Origin of the sequence: Roseimaritima sediminicola, assembly GCF_009618275.1 — a bacterium.
GTDB classification, from domain to species: Bacteria; Planctomycetota; Planctomycetia; order Pirellulales; family Pirellulaceae; genus Roseimaritima; species Roseimaritima sediminicola.
In genome coordinates this window covers 1-16,013 of sequence record NZ_WIAD01000002.1, presented here as the reverse complement: position 1 = coordinate 16,013, position 16,013 = coordinate 1, and the positions used below count along the sequence as shown (strand labels likewise).

General features: G+C 61.0%; 15 protein-coding genes. 10 read left to right on the top strand and 5 right to left on the bottom strand.

Features of this window, described 5'->3' with window-relative positions:
- Positions 1-235 precede the first annotated feature (235 nt).
- The 5 genes from GE027_RS01750 (at position 236) to GE027_RS01730 (ending at position 4,635) form a co-directional block, all read left to right on the top strand.
- Complete coding sequence (locus GE027_RS01750) at positions 236-817, top strand: adenine phosphoribosyltransferase (RefSeq protein ID WP_153555454.1); 582 nt, start codon at positions 236-238, stop codon at positions 815-817.
- A 71-nt stretch (positions 818-888) separates the two neighbouring features.
- Complete coding sequence (locus tag GE027_RS01745) at positions 889-1,497, top strand: 5-formyltetrahydrofolate cyclo-ligase (protein ID WP_153555453.1); 609 nt, start codon at positions 889-891, stop codon at positions 1,495-1,497.
- Between the two features lie 2 nt (positions 1,498-1,499).
- Entirely contained in the window at positions 1,500-2,411 is a 912-nt protein-coding gene (locus tag GE027_RS01740; protein ID WP_153555452.1) for a formylmethanofuran--tetrahydromethanopterin N-formyltransferase, read from the top strand.
- A 521-nt stretch (positions 2,412-2,932) separates the two neighbouring features.
- The gene (locus GE027_RS01735) at positions 2,933-4,021 is read left to right on the top strand and encodes a DUF1559 family PulG-like putative transporter (RefSeq protein ID WP_162006534.1); all 1,089 of its coding nucleotides are present in this window, start codon (positions 2,933-2,935) and stop codon (positions 4,019-4,021) included.
- Between the two features lie 116 nt (positions 4,022-4,137).
- A complete protein-coding gene (locus GE027_RS01730) occupies positions 4,138-4,635 on the top strand; it encodes a carboxypeptidase-like regulatory domain-containing protein (protein WP_153555450.1) in 498 nt (165 codons plus the stop codon).
- Positions 4,636-4,790: 155 nt separating this feature from the next.
- On the opposite strand, the gene ylqF is transcribed toward GE027_RS01730, so the two are convergent.
- A complete protein-coding gene (gene ylqF / locus GE027_RS01725; protein WP_153555449.1) occupies positions 4,791-5,738 on the bottom strand; it encodes a ribosome biogenesis GTPase YlqF in 948 nt (315 codons plus the stop codon).
- 107 nt (positions 5,739-5,845) lie between these two features.
- Here ylqF and GE027_RS01720 point away from each other — a divergent pair, with 107 nt between their 5' ends.
- Both GE027_RS01720 and GE027_RS01715 read left to right on the top strand, forming a co-directional pair.
- Positions 5,846-6,088 (top strand): RNA 2'-phosphotransferase, encoded by a 243-nt coding sequence (locus GE027_RS01720; RefSeq protein WP_153555448.1) that lies wholly within the window; start codon positions 5,846-5,848, stop codon positions 6,086-6,088.
- 8 nt (positions 6,089-6,096) lie between these two features.
- Positions 6,097-6,714: a class I SAM-dependent methyltransferase gene (locus tag GE027_RS01715; RefSeq protein WP_153555447.1), complete on the top strand. Its 618-nt coding sequence runs from the start codon at positions 6,097-6,099 to the stop codon at positions 6,712-6,714.
- 65 nt (positions 6,715-6,779) lie between these two features.
- On the opposite strand, the gene GE027_RS01710 is transcribed toward GE027_RS01715, so the two are convergent.
- The gene (locus tag GE027_RS01710) at positions 6,780-7,916 is read right to left on the bottom strand and encodes an FAD-dependent oxidoreductase (RefSeq protein WP_153555446.1); all 1,137 of its coding nucleotides are present in this window, start codon (positions 7,914-7,916) and stop codon (positions 6,780-6,782) included.
- 42 nt (positions 7,917-7,958) lie between these two features.
- A complete protein-coding gene (locus tag GE027_RS01705; protein ID WP_202617301.1) occupies positions 7,959-8,393 on the bottom strand; it encodes a rhodanese-like domain-containing protein in 435 nt (144 codons plus the stop codon).
- Positions 8,394-8,817: 424 nt separating this feature from the next.
- On the opposite strand from GE027_RS01705, the gene GE027_RS01700 reads away from it, so the two are divergent.
- Together GE027_RS01700 and GE027_RS01695 are read left to right on the top strand one after the other, a co-directional pair.
- Complete coding sequence (locus tag GE027_RS01700) at positions 8,818-9,282, top strand: hypothetical protein (RefSeq protein ID WP_153555445.1); 465 nt, start codon at positions 8,818-8,820, stop codon at positions 9,280-9,282.
- A 62-nt stretch (positions 9,283-9,344) separates the two neighbouring features.
- A complete protein-coding gene (locus tag GE027_RS01695) occupies positions 9,345-10,559 on the top strand; it encodes a hypothetical protein (RefSeq protein WP_153555444.1) in 1,215 nt (404 codons plus the stop codon).
- A 124-nt stretch (positions 10,560-10,683) separates the two neighbouring features.
- Here GE027_RS01695 and GE027_RS01690 read toward each other — a convergent pair whose 3' ends face one another.
- Positions 10,684-11,424: a DUF998 domain-containing protein gene (locus GE027_RS01690; protein WP_237607175.1), complete on the bottom strand. Its 741-nt coding sequence runs from the start codon at positions 11,422-11,424 to the stop codon at positions 10,684-10,686.
- Positions 11,425-11,525: 101 nt separating this feature from the next.
- On the opposite strand from GE027_RS01690, the gene lepA reads away from it, so the two are divergent.
- Positions 11,526-13,325 (top strand): translation elongation factor 4, encoded by a 1,800-nt coding sequence (gene lepA, locus GE027_RS01685; RefSeq protein ID WP_153555442.1) that lies wholly within the window; start codon positions 11,526-11,528, stop codon positions 13,323-13,325.
- Here lepA and GE027_RS01680 read toward each other — a convergent pair.
- Positions 13,322-15,910 (bottom strand): alpha/beta hydrolase-fold protein, encoded by a 2,589-nt coding sequence (locus GE027_RS01680; RefSeq protein WP_153555632.1) that lies wholly within the window; start codon positions 15,908-15,910, stop codon positions 13,322-13,324. The two genes, lepA and GE027_RS01680, sit on opposite strands and share 4 nt — an antisense overlap.
- Positions 15,911-16,013: the final 103 nt, after the last annotated feature.

The following is a 16,013-nucleotide window of genomic DNA, read 5'->3' as shown; positions in this document are numbered from 1 at the left end:
TTCGGCTTTACTCTCCCTTTGGGAGAGTCGGGCTCTTAGGCCCGGAGAGGGTTTTCGTAGGGCCCTCCCCGGGCCTAAGAGCCCGACCCTCCCGCTGCGCGGGAGGGTGTCGTCGCGAGGTTTCACTGAAAGATTCATGCCGACGTGCTAACCGGTGTCGCGCCCGCAGATGACGTGCTAAGCTGAGACGCTTTGCCACGCCATTTGCCTGGATTCATCGAGGCCGTTTCTTTTTATGAACGCCGACTATCTACGACGTTACGTTCGCGACATCCCCGACTTTCCGCGACCCGGTATCCTGTTCCGCGACATCACGCCCCTGTTGGCCGATCACAAGGCGTTACAGATGGCGGTCGAAGCCATGGCCGCGCCCTTCGCCGGGCAAGGGGTCGACGTGGTCGCTTCGGCGGAAGCTCGCGGATTTATCTTTGCCGCTCCGCTGGCGCTGCAGCTGGGCGCCGGATTCGTGCCCATTCGAAAACCCGGCAAGCTGCCCTTCGATCGCAACTCCTTTCGTTACGAACTGGAGTACGGAGCGGATGAACTGGAAGTCCACGTCGACGGCGTTGCCGAAGGCCAGCGAGTCCTGTTGGTCGACGACCTGTTGGCCACCGGCGGAACCATGGAAGCCTGTTGCCGATTGTTGGAACAGTGCAACGCCGAAATCGTGGGTTGTAGCTTTCTGATTCACCTCGTTCCCCTGGGCGGCGAGGACCGGCTGAGTCCCTACAAATCGCACAGCGTCCTGCGCTACGACGAAGACGACCAGGAAGCGGAACTGAGTGTCCAAAATCGTCCGCCCGGTCCGTCGGTGTAGCCGGCCGGTTTGCTTTGCGCAACCACCTCGGATGCATCTCTTTCTCTCGCCCTACTGTGTAGAAGCATTTTATGACCGTTCAAGACAGTGATCCCCGGGACCAGCTGAAGCAGGCGATCCGCAAGACCGCACACGCCAACCGCAAGGCGCAGCACGACAAGGACGCCGTCAGCGAACAGATCACCGCCGCCGTGATGCAGTTGCCCGAGTATCAATCCGCCCAGTGCGTGATGTGGTACGTCGACGTGCGAGACGAGGTGCGAACGCGGCATGCGCTGCCCGCCGCGATCGCTTCGGACAAGCGGATCATCGTGCCGTTTTGCGTCGAAGGGGAACTGGAACTGTTCCATCTGGAAGCGATGGACGAGCTGGAAGTCGGGATGTACAAGATCCTCGAACCGCGGGCCGACCTCCGCGAGGTCGCCGCGAAACGGGTGGCGGTCGAGCAGTTGGATTTGATTCTGGTGCCGGGCGTCGGCTTTGACGCTCAGGGCGGACGCACCGGCCATGGCAAAGGCTACTACGACAAACTGCTGCAGAACGCGCGGCCCGATACGCCGTTGATCGCCCTGGCGTTTGACTGCCAGATATTCCCGGAGATCCCGATGCAGGACCACGACATCTACATGGACAAAGTCGTCACCGAATCGACCGTGTACCAGGGCCGAGGACGCAGCTGAGCATGACGGATCTGAAACATCTGGTCGAAGACACCTACGCGGAAGGTTTTCGCAGCATCTATGGCGAGATCCTGATCACCGCTCGCGATCGCCGCTGGCTGGAGCACTGCGTCGCGGCGGTCACCGGGCACGCCTCCAGCACGATCCTGTGCGACTGCGAAGCCGGCGTGGCCCAGTGGATCGAAGCCGGCGAGGGCACGCCCGACCGGCGCTGCGGGGCGGTGGTCCAGTTCCATGTGCCGCGGTTTCGCAAGGACCGTCGCGAGCATCTGGAGAAAGTCATGCTGGCGCGAATCAGCCAGAACGTATTGACCTGTCCGACCGCTCGCTGCTTTAACCGCATCGACAGCGAGGACTATTTTAAATTGGGACGCAAAGTCGCCTTCTTTGGCGATCGACACCAATTTCGCGAGACCCGCTACGACACGCCGGGCTGGGTGATCCCGATCCTGGGCGGGGAGTTCTTTCTGTCTCGCCGCTTCGGCTTTCGCGATGGAGTGATGGGGGGAAACCTGTGGTTCATGGGGGAAAGCGAAGACGCGGCCCTGGAGGCGGCGGAAAAAGCCGCCGCCGCGGTCGAACGCTGTGCCGATGTGGTGGCCCCCTTTCCCGGCGGCGTGGCCGCCAGCGGCAGCAAGGCCGGCAGCAGTTACGACTTCACCATCGCCAGCACCTATGCCGAATTCTGTCCCACGCTGCGTGACCAGCTCGGAGAGAAATCCCAAGTGCCCAAGGGCTGCCGTTCGATCATGGAAATCATCATCAACGGCCGCGATCTGCAGTCGCTGCAGCGAGCCACCGGCGAAGCCTTGAAAGCGGCCGCCGATACCGAGGGACTGATCCGGATCAGCGCCGGTAACTACGGCGGACGACTGGGCAAGAGCCTCATCCATCTGCATCAGTTGCTCGACTGAACGCGGTGTTCAAGGCGGCGGCAACAACCGCAGATTGCCAGGCAGACGCCCGTACCGTATCTGGACACCACCCCTTCACGGGTGGCCGAAGTGGCCCGAATCCGTCACGCAGCGCAGCCGTTAGATCTTCAACGCTAATCCCCTTTATCGGAGCCTCAAAGGAACCCGAGGGCCGGAAGGCGGTGGCGAATTTTCCTTTAAAGGGTGGCCTGTGCGGGGCTGTCGCACTTTAATGTATTGATCTCGCCATAAATTTCCCTACAATCGCCTGCTGCATTACCGTACTTCTGTTTGGGGGCATGATCTTCTGTGAAGTCGTCGAAAGCTGTACCCGGGGCGGTCCTTGTTAGTCAATTCTTGGCTGAAACGGGTGCGCTGAAGATGGCGGGCAAGCGGCGGGCTTTTCGGTTCCAGTTCGCGTCTCTTTGAGCCGGGTCCGCATAGCATTAACGAAGCGGCCAGGGATTTGTTTTCCCTGGGCGTGTCTTTTTTTCGTAGCTATCGTTTACAAGGGTGCAGTTTTGAAAGCTAGAAATCTTCGCGTTTCGCGACAAGCGTTCACGCTCGTTGAATTGTTGGTGGTGATCGCCATCATTGGCGTGCTGGTCGGACTACTGCTGCCGGCCGTCCAGGCGGCTCGGGAGGCCGCACGGCGAATGCAGTGCGGCAACAACCTGAAGCAGCTGGGGTTGGCGATGCACAACTTTCACGACACCTACCAGCGGTTTCCGGCGGCGACGCATGATCCGTTGTTCTTAGATCCCCAGTACCGCGATTACCGCAGTGGGCGTGAGCGGTGGAGTTACGCGGTGCTGTTGCTGCCGTTTATGGAAGGCCAACCGCTGTATGATCAGTTGTTCGACACCCACATCGGAATCGAGCGACCGTGGCACAATACGACGCTGATGCAGAGCGGGCCGGAAACCCTGCTGTGTCCCTCGGACCCGATGGCGACCACGCCGCCCAACACGATCTCCCGGATCAGTTACCAGATCAACCGCGGTGACCAGTGGTTGGACTGGGCTTGGCACGAATCGCGTGGCGTGGGAGCACGAGGCGACAAAGTGGTCCGCAACTTTGCCGGCATCACCGACGGAACCAGTAACACGATGATGATCTCGGGTGTACGGATCGGTAACCGTAGCAGCCGCAAGGTCGAGGACGGTTTTGCCATGAACGTTGGTGCGAGCAACAGTGAAGCCCCCGCGTTGTGCTTGGGCGAAGTCGGTCCGAACAACCAGTTCGTGGGCGACGTCGAAACCGGCAGCTGGCAGAAAGGTTGGCGTTGGGCCGACTCGCGAACGCCCTACACGACCTGGCAGCCGATGTTGCCGCCCAATGGTCCCAGCTGTGGTAATCGCGCTGAGTCCTGGGCGTTGATCACCGCCGGCAGTGCGCACCCCGGTGGTGTCAACGTGGTCTTTGCCGACGGCTCGGTGCATTTCATCGGCGAGACGATTGACGCTGGCGACCCGACGTTGACCGTCTTCGATTCACCCACGCCTCCGGCAGACTCCAACCGTCCGCAGGACTACAGCGGTCCCTCGCTGTATGGCCTGTGGGGAGCTTTGGGGTCGGTTCAAGGTGGTGAAACCGCTCAGCTGCCTTAAGCTGTACGGCTGATTCCAAACGAAAAGGGTTCTTGTATCGCCCACCGAATCGTGGTTCTAATGACCTGGGTTCGGCGGGCTTTTTTTGTTTACTTTGACAACTGTAGGAAGACACGATGAAACGAACTGGACAGGTTGTGGCCGTGGCGATGTTGAGCGTGCTGGGACTGGTGGGGTGTTCCGGTCGACCGACAATGGATACCGTGCCCGTCGAAGGAAAGGTCACCCTGGACGGATCGCCCGTCGAAGGGGCGACAATCATGTTCGTGCCCACGACCGCCGGCCAGGGGCAGTCCGCCACGGGGCGGACCGACGCCAATGGGGTCTATCGCCTGACGGCCGTTCCGGATGGTGAAGAAGTCGCGGCACCCGAATCGGGCACCCTGCCCGGTGAGTACATGGTCAGCATCCGCAAAGCCCAGATGGCCGATTACATCTCGGATGAGGAGGCCGAAGAGAAAGGCATCCAGTCGACCGAGGCCAGCGTTCCCGGACGCGGACCCGACTTGACCTTCGAGGTCCCCAAGAAATACCGCAACCCGCGACAGTCTGGACTGACCGCGACGGTGGTCGACGGCGAGAATAACATTCCCTTCGATCTGACCAGCAACTAAGAACCAGCCGCGACCAAAGCGTCGACCGTGTTCGATTCGCCCACGCCCGCGGGTAAAACCGTCGCAGTACGCCCGTTCGACGAGAGTTCACACGAACTGTTGTCGAACGGGCTTTTTTGGTGTTTTTTGTATGGCCTTACGGTTCCTCGTCGTGCTCAGGACCCCTTGCGGCGCGCGCGACTGCGTTCTCGATACCGTTCTTTGCGGGCCGCTTTGGTTTCCGCTTTCGAAGCCGCTTTGTCGGCGGCTTGCCGGGCTGTCTCCAGCTGTTCGCGCTGCATCAATTCCGGAGTTTCCAACGTCACTCGCCCCAGAGCTCCGCTGCGAAGCTCGGTCACCAAGATGCGGCCCGCGCGGTCCAGATCCACGCGGTTGCCCTTGCCCAAACATCCGCGGCGACGACCGATCGCTTCCAGAGCCGCCAGAGCCGAGTCCGGCAGAGCGTCCAAGTCGTAGCGCCGCTGCAAGCGTTCGGGGTAATGTTCCAACAAGTATCCCGCGGCGAAGAAGCCGACTTCGGCGTAGTCCATCACGGTTTCTTTGACCGAACCCAGCAGCGCGAGTCGAAAGCTGCTGTTGACGTTCTCAACTTTGGGCCACAGTACCCCCGGCGTGTCCAGCAGCGTGAAACCGTCGCCGATCGGGACCTTTTGTTGGCTCTTGGTGATCGCGGGCGTGTTGCCGGTTCGGGCAATCTTGCGACCGGCCAGGTAGTTGATCAGAGTCGATTTTCCCACGTTCGGGATTCCGGCGATCATGATCGTTACCGGGCGGCCCTGACGCTCGGGAACCAATTGGGCGGCCAGCGGTTTCAGCCGCCGGATGGAGGGCACGTCTTCGCTGGAGACGGCCGTGGCCCGCGTGTTCTCGGACTGTTCCAGAAACCGTTTCCAGGTCGTCGTCATCTCCTCATCCGCCAGGTCGCTCTTGGCCAGCACTTTCAAGCACGGTTTCGCTTTCCGCAGCTCTTCCAGCATGGGGTTGCTGCTGGAAAACGGGATCCGCGCGTCGAGCACTTCGAGGACGACGTGCACCTTCGGCAACACGGCCTCGATCTCGAGCCGCGCTTTGTGCATGTGACCGGGAAACCACTGGATCGTCATGCGAAGAACCTCTGAAGGAAAGGATGGTGACATAGTTTGACCGATGGGGCGCGGTTTGCTAAGACCGGGCGCAGCGACCCGAGGCGGCTTGGATTACACTGCCGCTTATGAACAAACGCTTAACGAAAATCAGCAAATACCTGGCCTTTGTGCTGCGTCATCACCCCGAGTCCATCGGGATCGATCTGGCTCCGGAAGGCTGGACGAACCTCGAAGAATTGGTCGCCAAGGCGAACACCCATGGAAAAACGTCGCTGACCGTCCCGCGCGTGTACGAATTGATCGAGGTCCAGCAGCCGCCGCTTTTCGAATTGAGCGACGATCGGCAACTGATCCGCGCACTTCCCTGAGGTTGACGGTGGCCCTAGCGCCCATCTGTGTACCCAACCACGTCGGCTCGCGGACGCTCTCCGATCCGGCCGCCCACCTGATCGATCGCGCGTTCGAACGCATCGAAGCCTTGATGCTGCGCAACGCTTCGGTGACCGAGCAGTTTGTGACCTGCGATTTCGAACTGCTGGACAAAACGCTGGGCTGGCTGCAGGAAGAGAATCTGTTGGCCGGCAACCGGTTCTGTGAATGGGGCAGCGGGATCGGCGCCGGCACGATGTTGGCAGCCCTGCGAGGCCTGGAAGCGGTTGGCATCGAGATCGATTCGGCATTGGTGCAGGAATCCGACGAACTGGCGGCGGAGCTGACGATTCCGGCCCGCTTTGTCGCCGGCAGCTTCCTGCCGTCGGAGCTGGATGACATGGTGCACTGGGAATCGGAGCTGGAGAACGTCGTCACCCAGACCGGCAACGCCTATGACGAGCTGGATCTGGAGGTGACGGATTTTGATTTGTTCTTCGCCTTTCCATGGCCGGGGGAACAGCCGTTCTTCGAAGCGGTGCTCGAGGCGGTCGCCGCCAACGGCTCGCTGCTGTTGACCTTTCACGGCCGCGAAGGCATGACGCTGGTCCGCAAAACCCCGTAGTGGATCAGGCCACACCCCGTAGTGGATCGGGCCACCAGTCCCTCAAGGCTCGCCGCGTACCATTCCTATTCGCGAAACTGATACTTGGCGACGAAGCGCTTATCGATCCAGCATTTCAGCCACCAACACCAGCGGGCGTGCGCGCTGTGGCCTTTGTATTCCAGCAACGCCTTGCCGTGGCCGGTATTCAGGATCTTCATGAACCCGCTCTGCGGACGATACGTTTGGTAAGCGGTTTCTGCGCCGAGCGCCGCACGCAGATTGTGCCACAACACGGGAGCCTGCCGAACGGCGAATACGCCGGCTTTGGGAGCCGGATGCTGGAGGATCGTGCCGCAGTCGCCGACGGCGAAGATGGGTTCCGCGTCGGTACTTTGCAGCCGGGGATTGAGCGCGAGAAAGCCGCGTTCGTCAGTAGCCAGCCCGAGTCGACCGAGTACCGGTGGGGCTGCGGCGCCGGTGGCCCAGATGATTACGTCGGCCGCGATCGGTTCGTCTTGGCCATTACCGACCGACCGCTCGTCGACCTCTTTGACGCGGTAGTCGGTGCGCACCTCGATGCCGCGAGCGCGGAGGATCTCACGCAGCTTCCGGCGACTGCGGTTCGTCATGCCGTCGGCAATCTGCGGTCCGCTGGTCAGGATGGTGATGGAATAGGACTGTGGCTGGCCCCGTTCGGCGAGGCCCCGTTTGGCTAGGCCCGCATCGAGACACAGCGCGACCTCGACCCCCGCGACACCGCCGCCGACGATCACACAGCGCTTGGGCCCGGCGCCATCGCCGAGACGTTCCTCCAAGCGTGACGGGAAGGTCTGCATCGGTTTGATCGGGACCAACGCGGGCGAACGGTGATCGCGCCAACCGGCCGGCATCGATCCCACACCCACCGACAAGACGTCGAACGGCAGAGCGTCGCGCTTGGCAAAATGCAGCGTTCGCGTTGCTGGATCCAGTTCGGTGACCTCATCGAGAATGAGTTCGGCTCCCGCACGTTTGGTCAGGGCCCGCAGATCGATCTGCATTTCGGTCGGCTCGAACTGGCGCGACAACGTGCCCGGCAACATCCCCGAGTAGGTCGCAAAGGGAAATTTCGAGATACAGACCAAGCGCGTATCGGCAATCGGCCGCTTGATCCAGCGGCGAACGACTTCCGCATTGGTGTGACCGATGCCCAGCAGGACCAGGGTACGTGACGAGGGCATGCTCAATTCCGGTAGGCGATAGCCATGCTTGCGGTGCCGCGATTACTCGGTCATTTCATACCTTTGCCGGACGTCGTCCAATCCGCCGGCGTTCTCCACATCGGTGAACCCCAGGTCCTCGAGCGACTCCTTGGCACGCTGGGCACGCACGCCGGCGGCGCAGTAGACGACGATCTTGCGATCCTTGTCGGTGGTGTGCTGGTCGATCTGATCCGCGATCTCGGTGTGGGGAATATGCACGGCCTGGGCCACATGGCCATCGTCCCACTCGTTCTGGCTGCGCACATCGATGACCAACGCCGCTTCCCCCGGCATCGTGCTGGCCTCCGTCGCGGAGTCATCTGTCTCCGTTGCCGAGACATCTTGTGCCGTCGCATCGGAAGCGGGTGCCGAGGGCTCTGCGGTGCTAACCGCGGTGTCGCGGTCGGAGCAGCCGATCGAAACGGCCATCAGGAGCAGCAGAAAACACACTCTCATAATTGTCGCCTTGGGGGGAGGGAGAGAACGGATTGCAAACGTCGGAAGCGTGTGTGTTTGCGGTCACCACGATCGTAGCAACTCTGTCCACTCGAAGCACCGCATGATCGGATGCTGAACCAAAGTTTAGCGAACGCGACGCACGTCGAACGGACCTCCGGCGTCGGCAACGCAAATCCGAACGCAAGGTGCGCACGCTAATCGCGCAGGCTGTTCAGGCAGCGAACAGCCCCTCGCCACCGCTGCGGCTTTCTAGCGATTCCTGGCTGGTTCGTCCCACCCTGGCGCGCCATTTGATGCTTTGTTGGCGACATCGACAGGGTGCGTGCTTAGCACTCCCCGCAGCAGGCTCGGATGTAAACGCTTGTTTCGCCGAGCCGGACAGATTGTTCCAGACGCTTTCCCTGAACACGGAGAACAAAACATGAAGATCAATTTGAAATGGTGGCTCGCCAGCGCCGCGTGTGCTCTGGTCCCGCTGAGTCTTCCCCAGGCGACCGCTCAGCAGTATGTGCCAGGTGCCGGATACGTTGCCGAAGACGAGTGGTACGATCCGAGTGACTGGTTCGATGGCAATGACACCGAGATCGAAGACTACTACCAGGGCGAGGACGACTACGACGACCTCGACTACGACGATTACGAATACGACGACGACGATAACGACTACTACGACAACGACTACTACGACAGCGATTACTACGACAACGACGACTACCAAGAAGACTACTACGGGGACGACGACTACGCCTACGGCGACAACTACGGTCTCGATGACGGCTACGACTTCGACGACTACGACTACGGATACGGCTACTACGACAACTACTACACCAGCGACTGGTACGACGACAACGGCGTGTTCGATGGCTGGTACGACGCCTTCTAGGCCCCGCCGCTGAATCGTCACTTAGGAAATTCGCAAGACCTCTTGAAGAAGCGAGAATACAGATGAAACTCAGAAACTTGACCGCATTGCTGCTGTCCACCGCCGTGTGCACCGCACCAGTCGCGGCCCAGCAAGACGGCCGCCGCACCAACGACATGCGCCAAGATCGCCAAGAGCGAACCGATCGACGCGAGGATCGGCAGCAAGACAGCGATCGGCAGCAGGACAGCGATCGGCAGCGACAAAGCGATCGGCAGCAACAACGCGATCGGACTTCGCAGGACCGTCAACGTTCCGATCGGCAATCGACCTCGGACCGCCAGCGCCGGGGCGATCGCTCGGCACAGGACCGTGGCGTCCAGATCGACCCCCGCGGCTGGGTCTCGATGGCGGTCGACTACAACAACGACGGTGTCTACGACGGAGTCGAAACGATCTACGTTTACGATCTGGAAAAGGCTCGCCGGAGCAGTCAAGATCGCAAGTCGCGACAGGAGCGTTCTGCGCGCGCCTCCAGTCAACAGGATCGTCCGTCGCATGAGAGCCGTCGGCCCTCGGTCGATCGATCGGATCGTATGCGACCCGAACGGTCCCGGATGATGACGATCAGCGGAGAAATCGATTCGATGCGGAAGGCGCAGTTGGCGGGTATGGACCAGCGTCATCAGCTGGCCAAGATCGACACCAACGACGACAAGCGGTTGGTCGTGTGCTTGGGGACCGAAGAGGAACTGGCGAAACTGGACCTCTCCGAGGGCGACCGCGTGCGGGTTCGCGGCACCAAAGCCCGGATCAATGACCGCACGGTCTTGCTGGCCAAGGAAGTTCGTCACGACGGACAAACGGTTCGCCCGAAATCGCCTCAGGACGGACAAGCCAAGCAGAACCGCATGAAACGCGTCAAAGCGGACGTGTTGCAAACCCGCACGGTTCGCTTCCGAGGCTTCGACCAGCCGTTCCTGGTTGCTCGCGTCGAAACGCAAAGCGGCAAGCAGGAAACGGTGAACATGGGACCGGCCTCCAAGTTCGATGATCTGGATATCGGGCAAGGCACCGAGGTGCGCTTGTTGGTTCGCCAGGGCCGCGTCAACGGCCGCGAGGCCTTGATCGCCCAGGAAGTCAACGTGGATGACGAAACGGTCCAGCTGGAACGACCGAAGAGTCGCACTCGGTTTCCGCTGAAGCAACAGCAGGACCGGCGCGACCGCGATCAGGACCGGCGCGACCGCGATCAGGACCGTGACCGTGACCGTGACCGCGACCAGAACCGTCGTTAGTTTCACCGTGCCACGGCCGATGCACTAGCTTCGACTCGCGTGATCCGTTAGACACGCGATTCGCTATACGCCGATTCGTTGACAACGGATCGGCGTTTTTTGATGCGCGGTTGCGGCCCGCGGGTCAATCTTTGTGGGGACGCTTGGTCAGCAGGTTGCTGGGGATCGCCAGCACGTCCACGGCCAGATCCGCGAGAATGGTGCGTCCCTTGGTCAGCCATGCAGTGGCAAACGCCCAAACGGCCAACCATTCCATCCAAAACAAGAAATTGTAACGGTTGAACAGGGTTTTCCAGTCGGGCGGCAGCAGGAACAGATAGCCTCCCATCGCGACCATGCTTAACAGGATCACGACGCCGCTGGTACGATAGATAAAGTTGCGTTCCGGTTCGTGCGGCGCGGTCTCGTGCTTCTGGCTGCTGGAACTGGGGAAGTGAAACAGCGAGTACATGGCCAGGGTCAAGAAGAAAACTCCGCCGCTGAGCGAATGCAGGTAACCGACCAAGGAGCGTTGGTGCAGCGGGTCGCTGCCCGGATCCAGCGGGAACAAGGCGACGCCCAGAGCCGACAGGCAGCCCAGATTGGCCGTCCAGTTCTCGATTCGGTCGTAGCCTCGATAGCAAAACAGAAAGATCCCGATCGCGCACAGGCTGCCGACGAACACGTCCCGCAACTCGGTGTGGTAATAACTGCTCAGGTTGTCCTGGATGTCGATGTCAAAGACCAGCCAGCCCACCGGACCCAGGATGATCGGCAGCATGATCCCGGTCATGCCGATCGCTCGACGAATGCTCAGGTAGGACATCACCAGGGTGTTGGCGCGGGCGGGCAACGGTTGCATCTGGGAAGGCTTTTCTGTCGACATAGTCATTCCCTGTCGGATCGACCGGGGTTTCATTAGAATTCCAGGCAGGCAACCGCCCCGGACGTGCGTCCCGCGTTCTTATTTTTACCAGCAAAGCCCGTATGAAACAGATTCGAAATTTTTGCATCATCGCTCATATCGACCACGGGAAATCAACCCTGGCCGATCGTCTGATCCAGGCTTGCGGCGGTATCTCGCAGCGCGAATTACACGAGCAAATGCTCGATTCGATGGAAATCGAACGCGAACGCGGGATCACGATCAAAAGCAATACGATCACCCTGAATTACCAGGCGGCTGATGGCAAAGAGTATCAGCTGAACTTGATCGACACACCCGGTCACGTGGACTTCTCCCACGAAGTACGGCGGTCGCTGATGGCCTGTGAGGGGGCCCTGATGGTCGTCGACGCGACCCAGGGCGTTGAGGCGCAGACCGTGGCGAACCTCTACCTAGCGCTGGAGTACGACCTGGAACTGCTGCCGATCATCAACAAAATCGACCTGCCGGCGGCCGACGTGGATCGGGTCCGCGAGGAGATCGACGCGGACCTCGGGCTGGACCCATTCGTGGCGATCCCAGTATCCGCCAAAACCGGTCAGGGCATCGAAGACGTCTTGGAGGGCATCGTCAAGCATCTGCCCAGCCCCACCGGTGACGCAGACGCTCCGCTGAAGGCCTTGGTGTTCGACGCTCACTTCGACAAGTATCGCGGCGTGATCCTGCAGTGCCGCGTGATGCAGGGCACGCTCCGGCCACGCGATCAAATCCACTTCATGCACGCCGACCGCCAGTACAAGGTGGACGAACTGGGATACAACCAGTTCAAGGCGGTACCACGGGACCAATTGACCGCCGGCGAGGTCGGCTACATCGTCGCCGGCGTCAAGAGCGTCCAGGACATCGAGATCGGCGACACGATTACGTTGGTCGATTCTCCGGCCGCCGAGCCCATTCCCGGCTACCAACCGGCCAAGTCGGTGGTGTTCTCGTCGATCTATCCGATGAGCACCGATGAGTACCAGGACCTGACCAAGGCCCTGGAAAAACTGGCGATCAATGACGCGGCGTTGACGTTCGAGAAAGACAGTTCCGCGGCGTTGGGCTTTGGTTTTCGCTGTGGCTTCCTGGGCCTGCTGCACTTGGATGTGATCCAGGAACGCTTGGAACGGGAGTTCGATATCGGCCTGGTCATCAGCGCGCCCTCGGTGCTGTACCGCCTGGAATTGAACGACGGCACCACGGTGGAAGTCGACAACCCCAGCAATTGGCCCGATCCGACGAACATCCGAGCGGCTTCGGAACCCTATATCAAGGCGTCGATCCTGATCCCCGAGGAATACGTCGGTCCGGTGATGGAGTTATGCCGCGAACATCGCTCCGACTCGCAGACGATGGCCTACCTGGCTGCCGGTCGCGTCGAAGTGACCAGCGAAATGCCGCTGGGCGAGGTGCTGTTCGACTTCTACGACAAGCTGAAGATGATTACGCGAGGCTATGGTTCGTTCGATTACGTCGCGATCGAGTATCGGTCCACGGACATCGTCAAAGTGGACATCCTGGTCAACAAGGAACCGGTCGACGCGCTTTCCTACCTGGTCCATCGGGACAAGGCTCGCGCCCGGGCCCTGCACTACTGCGAGCAACTGGCCGAAGCGATTCCTCGCCACCAGTTCAAAATCCCGATCCAGGGTGCGATCGGCGGGACGATCATCGCGCGGGCGACGATTCAACCGTACCGCAAAGACGTGACGGCGAAATTGTACGGCGGCGATATTACGCGAAAGAAGAAACTGCTCGAGAAACAAAAGAAGGGCAAGGCCAAGATGAAGCAGTTCGGCAGCGTGACCATCCCGCAGAAAGCTTTCGTCTCGGTGCTGCGAGCCGACAAAGAACGCTAGCGGACTTGCAACTTCCGCCGGAGCACGGCGTTGCCGTTGGCCACGTACAGGTATTGCCCGGCGGGGCCGCCGATGGCGCAGCTGACCAACGGCTGGTCACCGCGCGGCGCTGGCAACACGCCGCAGAGCCGCCCGGTGGGGTCAAAAATCTGAATGCCCACGGCGGTGGTGACGTAGTAGCGGCCGCGGGAGTCGACCGCCATGCCATCGCCTCGCGAGCGAGTCAGATATGGGGGCGGCTGGTTAAACCGGAACTCGCCCTCGGCATCGATGGGCAGACGCACACTCATCGAAGGCATCGCCGCATCCAAACTGCCGTCGGCTTGCACGCGAAACATCCAGACGTGCGGACCGCGGTGGTCCGATACGGCCAGCGTCCCTTCGTCGGGCGACAGGGCGATACCATTGGGCCCCGCGATCTCGGTCGGCAAGGCTAGCACGGCACCGCTGTCGGGGTTCACCCGAACGATCTTTTGTTGCCGAGTTTCGGTGATGTAAAGATTGCCGTCCGATGCGATCGCGAGGTCGTTGGGCGCGAACCCGCTGGCCACTTCCTCGACCTGTCCGCTGTCCGGATCGATCGTGATGACGCGTTTCTTTCCAGCTTGACAGGCAAACAGGCGACCGTCGGGACCGAACTCCAAACCGCTGACCGCCTCTTCGCAGATGAGGTGTCGGTTGCCTTCGGGGTCGAGGCGATACACGGCCGGGGCACGCATATCGCAAAAGTAAAAATTGCCTTGTTCATCCGCACAGGGGGCATCGACAAAGCCCAGGTCATCGGCGACGACCTGCCAGTCTTCACCCGGAATCAGCAACTCCAGCAGAGTCAGGTCGCCTTTCAAATCATCCGACGTATCGATGACGCGCCGGTGCGATTCGCTGCGCCACAGCCAACGCATGGCCTCGGGGAATCGTTCGCCAGCGAAATCCGCGCTATGGCTGTAGCCTTCGGCCCAGTCGAAACGGACGTCGTAACCCATGTAGTTGAGGGCGGCCGCCATGCGCCGGTTGGCGATGGGCCAGTGGCCGAAAGGGTTGTCCAGATCGCCGCTGGTGTCGGCCATGTAAACTCGCAGTGGTTTGGGTTCCGTTTTGCGGACCAGGCCGGGATAGGCATCGCCACCGCGTAAATTCACAAAGCTGCCGACATTGGAGAACACTTTGCGAAACAGCTCGGGACGTTCCCAGGCGACGGTGAATGAACAGATCCCGCCAGAGCTGGAACCACCGATCGCGTGCAGGGAGGGATCGTCCGAAAGGTTGTACTGCCGGCGGACTTCCGGAAGGATTTCCTCAGCGAGGAAGCGGGCGTAGCGATCGCCCAAACTGTCGTACTCCAAACCGCGATCCGAGGGCTTTCCGCCGGGCCGTCGCGGCTTGGTGGTGTCGTGTCCTGGATTTAAGAACACCGCAATCGTCGGGGGCATGTCACCGCTGGCAATCAGATTGTCGAACACCACGGGGACCCGCCAGCGGCCTTTGGGATTCAGGAAGGACTGCCCATCCTGAAACACCATCAATGCGGCGGGGGTTTGCGGATCGTACTGGGCCGGGACGTAGATCGCCCAGTCGCGAACCGTGTTCGCCAGGACCTTTGACCGCCATGGCGGCATCTTGTGAACCTTACCCTGAGGGACGTCTGATTTGACCAGGGCATCGGGATGGGGTTGCCAATCCGGTTTGGTTTGCTGGGCGGTCCGATTCGTGGACTCCGCGCTGTCGGACCACAGCCACCGGAGCGCGGCAGGCAAACGTTCGCCCGCCCATTTGCCACTGTGTCCGCCATCGGTCATTTCCAACTTGTACGTGTACCCGGCGAACTGCAGGGCGGCCGCCATGTCTTCGTTGCCCAAGGGCCAATGACCGTGCAGATTGTCCAGGTCGTCGCGTCCGTCCTGCAGGTAGACTTTGATGGGTTTGGGTTGGGATTTAGTTTGGCGGATCAAACCGGGATACGCCCCTCCGCCGCGGATATTCGTGTAGCTGCCGATGTGGCTGAGCACCTTGCCGAACTGGTCGGGACGCTCCCAAGCGACGGTGAACGCCGCGATGGCTCCGGAGGAGATGCCACCGACCGCCCGCTCGGCCGGATCGGTCGACACGTTCAGGCCCTCTAGTGCCACAGGCAGCAATTCGTCGATAAGGAAACGGGCGTAGCGATCACCCAAAGAGTCGTATTCGAAGGAACGATTGCTGCGGTTTGCCGCACCGGCCTTGGTGGCGGAAATCGTTCCCGGATCGACGAAGACGGCGATCGTGACCGGCATCTGGCCCGCGGCGATCAGCTGATCGAAAACCCGGGGAATACGAAACGGCCCCGAAGCTTTGGCGTAGTTGCGACCGTCCATAAAGACCATCAACGCCGCCTCCTGGCTGGCGTCGTACTGGGCCGGGACATAGACGCGGTAGGTACGCGTCGTGCCCGGAAAGATCTCGCTGTCGGTGAACTCGCCCTGCCGCATCTGGCCCTGCCGCTCGTCCGCCGGGTCCGAGGCGGCCGCTTGCACCGGAGCGGCTGCGGCCACCGACCCAGTGGTCCAGAGACCGAGAAGAAGCAGTCCAGCGGTACGCGTGAAGACCATGGGTGTCATGAGAGTGGGCCGTTGCGGAGGGATCGTAGCTCGGCTGTGTTGGCCGAGGAGGTGGTAGGGGCTCGGCCGGGACGCCAAGCTACTTTGGAGCAGG